Raw genomic sequence first — 3,410 nt, 5'->3', positions numbered from 1 at the left:
CCACCAGCACCTGGGTCACATTCGCGGCGATCAGCTTATCCCGCTGGGCGTCGCTGCGGTAGAGGAGGTTCTCCCGGGGCAAGACCTCCTCGATCATGCCTTCCCCCTCCCCCGTGGGCCGCAGCCGCACCCGGTCCCCGCAGGCGACCCCGCGCCGCTTGGCCTTCACCACGCACTGGCGCCGGACGCCGTCGGGACTTTCCACTTCGAAACGCCGGCCGTGGGCGGCCACCACCCGACCTTCCATCAACCCGCAACCCGGGTCGGGCCGATCCCCAGCCGGGCAATCCATCAGTGTGCCTTTCTCACTTGAAGTGGTAATACCGCTGGTTCAGGTAGGCGGCCACGTGCTCTTCTTCCTCCGGGAACCAGTTGGCCCTCACCTGGGTGGCGCAGAAGCGGACCTGGGCACGGAGCTGGGAGGGGTTGTTGACCCGCCGGTCAGGACGGGTGTAGATGCGGCTGCCGTCTCCGCCGAACAGGGCCTGGTGGCAGGCCTCGCACTGGGCTTGTGCCATGAGTCGCTCACCCTTCGCCGGATCACCCTTGGGAAAAGGATTGGCCCAGGCGGTCTCCACCCCGGCGAGGCAGGCAAGCGCAAGCATCAAAGCGCGCACCATGACCTTGCCTCAAGTCGGCTCCGCCTGCTTCAGCCGGGCAATGCGCAGCCCGACCGGCGGGTGGGAGTCATAGAAGGCGGATCGCAGGGGATCGGGCGTCAAGGTCGCGGCGTTGTCCTTGTACAGCTTAAGCAGCGCCGAGACGAGGCTGGAGGCCGGGGTATGCCGGGCGGCGTAGGCGTCCGCTTCGAACTCGTGGCGTCGGGAATAATAGGCTGCCAAGGGCCGTAGCGGGAGGAGGAACGGGGGTGCCACGAGGAAAAACAGGATCAGGGCCGCGGCGGTGGAGGGTGTGGTGACCCCCAGGGCTGCATAGAACCATTCCTGCTCCATCAGCCAGCCGAGCAGGGCGAGCGCCGCCAGGCTCGTGGCGAAGGACCAGATCAGCCGTTTTGCCACGTGCCGCAGGCGAAAATGCCCCAGCTCGTGGGCGAGCACCGCTTCCACTTCAGGGGGCTCGAGTCGCGCGAGCAGGGTGTCGAACAGCACGATCCGTTTGGCTCGGCCGAATCCCGTGAAATAGGCGTTGCCGTGGCTGCTGCGCCGGGAGCTGTCCATGACGTACAGCCCCTGGGAGCGAAAGCCGCAGCGCTCGAGCAGCCTCTCTACCCGCCGCTTGAGCTCTCCTTCCTCCAGGGGGGAGAACTTGTTGAATAAGGGCGCAATCAGGGTGGGGTAGAGGGCCACCACGAGCAGGTTGAACAATACCCAGGCAGCCCAGGCGTAGAGCCACCAATAGGCGCCTGCCTTTTCCATCAACCAGAGCACCAGCAGGAGCAGGGGCAGTCCCAGCGCAGCCGTTACGAGGAGCTGCTTCACCAGGTCCGAGACGAACATGGCAGCGCTCATGCGGTTAAAGCCGAAACGGGATTCGATGCCGAAGACCCGGTAGACGCTCAGGGGAAGCTCCAGGGCACCGACGATCAAAACCACGCTGGCTACCAGGGCCACTGCCTCGACGAGCCCGGCACCGAAGGCACCGTGCCAGAATTCGATCAGCGCTTGCAGCCCGCCACCCAGGGTGAAGGCGATGACTAGGGCCGCGTCGAGAAGGGTGTGGACCAGGGAGAGCTTGGTCTTGGCCACGGTGTAATCGGCGGCTTTCTGATGCTGGGCGAGCTCGATCACGCCGCTGAACTCGGCTGGCACCGCGCCGCGCCGGGCGTTCACGTGGTGGATGTGGCGCAGGTCGAGCCACAACCGGATCGCGGTGGTGGCCGCCAGGACGGCCAGGAAGAGTGCGGTAAAAGGATGCATGGAAATATGACGCAACCGCGGGAGTTATGACAAAATTCCGCTTCTCGAGTTTTGACGAGAGGGGCCGGGGAGGCCGCCACCGACGCTTGGGCGAGGCGGCTTTCCGCCCCGATCGATTATGGCACAGGACGCGACGCGACTCATCTGGATTGACCTGGAAATGAGCGGGCTCAACCCCGACACCGACCGCATCCTGGAAGTGGCGGTGGTGGTGACCGACTCGGCCCTGGAAACGGTGGCCGAGGGGCCGGTACTAGTGGTACACCAGAGCGGGGCGCTGCTCGAATCAATGGACGACTGGAACAAGTCGACCCACGCCCGCACCGGGTTGATTGAGCGGGTCAAGGCCTCCCGGCTGACCGAGCAGGAGGCGGAGGAGCGCATGCTCGCTTTTCTCGAAGAGCATGTGCCGCCCAAAGCCTCGCCCATGTGCGGCAACTCGGTGTGCCAGGATCGGCGCTTTCTTGCCCGCTGGATGCCCCGGCTCGAAGCCTATTTCCACTACCGCAACCTGGACGTGAGCACGCTGAAGGAGCTCGCCCGCCGCTGGCGCCCCGAGGTGGCTGCGGGTGTTGCCAAACAGGGCAAGCACGAGGCGCTCGCCGACGTCTACGAATCCATCGCTGAGCTCAAGTACTACCGCGACAATTTTTTGAGGCTCTGAAGGTTGAGGAAGCTCAGACGGGCTTGGACTCCCGTTCGATTGCCTAGAACAAGACGAATAATTTCTAGCCTCGACATTTCACGAAGAAGAACGCCCCATGACGCCGCGCACGGTGTTCCACCTGGAAGTCAACCCGAAGATCCCGCGCCGCCTGGCTCGGCTAGAAGAGCTGGCGAACAACCTGTGGTATAGCTGGGACCGGCCGACCCGCACCCTCTTCGCCCGGCTGCATCCGGGCCTGTGGGACGCGGTGGGCACCAACCCCAAGGCGTTTTTGAAGCGGGTCGACGAGAAGCTCCTGGCCCAGGCGGCGGAAGATCCGGTCTTCCTGGCCTCTTACAACCACATTCTTTCCGCCTACGACTCTTACCACTCGGAGCCGGTCCGGCGTGACGGCCAGCCCCTCCTAGGGCCGGAAGACTTGGTGGCCTACTTCTGTGCCGAGTTCGGCTTCCACGAGAGCTTCCCCATCTACTCCGGCGGCCTGGGCATCCTGGCGGGGGACCATTGCAAGACGGCGAGCGATATGCGCCTGCCCTTTGTCGGGGTGGGATTGCTCTACCGCCAGGGCTATTTCCACCAGAGCCTGGACAACGACGGCAACCAGCACGCCCTGTACACCGATTCCGATTTCGACGACTTGCCGGTGTCGCCTGTCATCGGCCCGGACGGCAAGGAGCTCAGGGTAGCGGTGGAGCTGCCGGGCCGCAGCGTCTCGGTCAAGATATGGCAGGCCCGGGTGGGCCACGTGAACCTCTATCTCCTGGATACAGACCTGGAGGAGAACCGACCCGACGACCGGGACATCTCCCACCGGCTCTACGGGGGGGATCGCACCATGCGCCTAGAGCAAGAGCTGGTGCTGGGGG

The 3,410-nt window shown here is 64.8% G+C and carries 4 protein-coding genes and 1 pseudogene; 2 read left to right on the top strand and 3 right to left on the bottom strand.

Going from position 1 to position 3,410, the window contains the following annotated elements; translation table 11 throughout:
- The 3 genes and pseudogenes from V7Q81_RS15280 to V7Q81_RS15270 all read right to left on the bottom strand — a co-directional run.
- A pseudogene (locus V7Q81_RS15280) lies at positions 1-292 on the bottom strand (ribosome small subunit-dependent GTPase A); the annotation flags it as partial.
- A gap of 13 nt (positions 293-305) precedes the next feature.
- Positions 306-620 (bottom strand): cytochrome c, encoded by a 315-nt coding sequence (locus V7Q81_RS15275; protein WP_333845034.1) that lies wholly within the window; start codon positions 618-620, stop codon positions 306-308.
- A gap of 9 nt (positions 621-629) precedes the next feature.
- The gene (locus V7Q81_RS15270) at positions 630-1,877 is read right to left on the bottom strand and encodes a M48 family metallopeptidase (RefSeq protein WP_333845032.1); all 1,248 of its coding nucleotides are present in this window, start codon (positions 1,875-1,877) and stop codon (positions 630-632) included.
- Positions 1,878-1,995: 118 nt separating this feature from the next.
- On the opposite strand from V7Q81_RS15270, the gene orn reads away from it, so the two are divergent.
- Both orn and glgP read left to right on the top strand, forming a co-directional pair.
- A complete protein-coding gene (gene orn, locus V7Q81_RS15265; RefSeq protein WP_333845030.1) occupies positions 1,996-2,541 on the top strand; it encodes an oligoribonuclease in 546 nt (181 codons plus the stop codon).
- Positions 2,542-2,638: 97 nt separating this feature from the next.
- Positions 2,639-3,410 (top strand): alpha-glucan family phosphorylase (glgP, locus tag V7Q81_RS15260; protein WP_333845027.1); only part of this gene is annotated, 772 nt, incomplete at its 3' end.

It is taken from the genome of Pelomicrobium sp. (genome assembly GCF_036803785.1).
Classification (GTDB): Bacteria; Pseudomonadota; Gammaproteobacteria; order Burkholderiales; family UBA6910; genus Pelomicrobium.
Note: the sequence above shows the minus strand (reverse complement) of the source record. Positions and strands in the feature narration are given on the sequence as shown.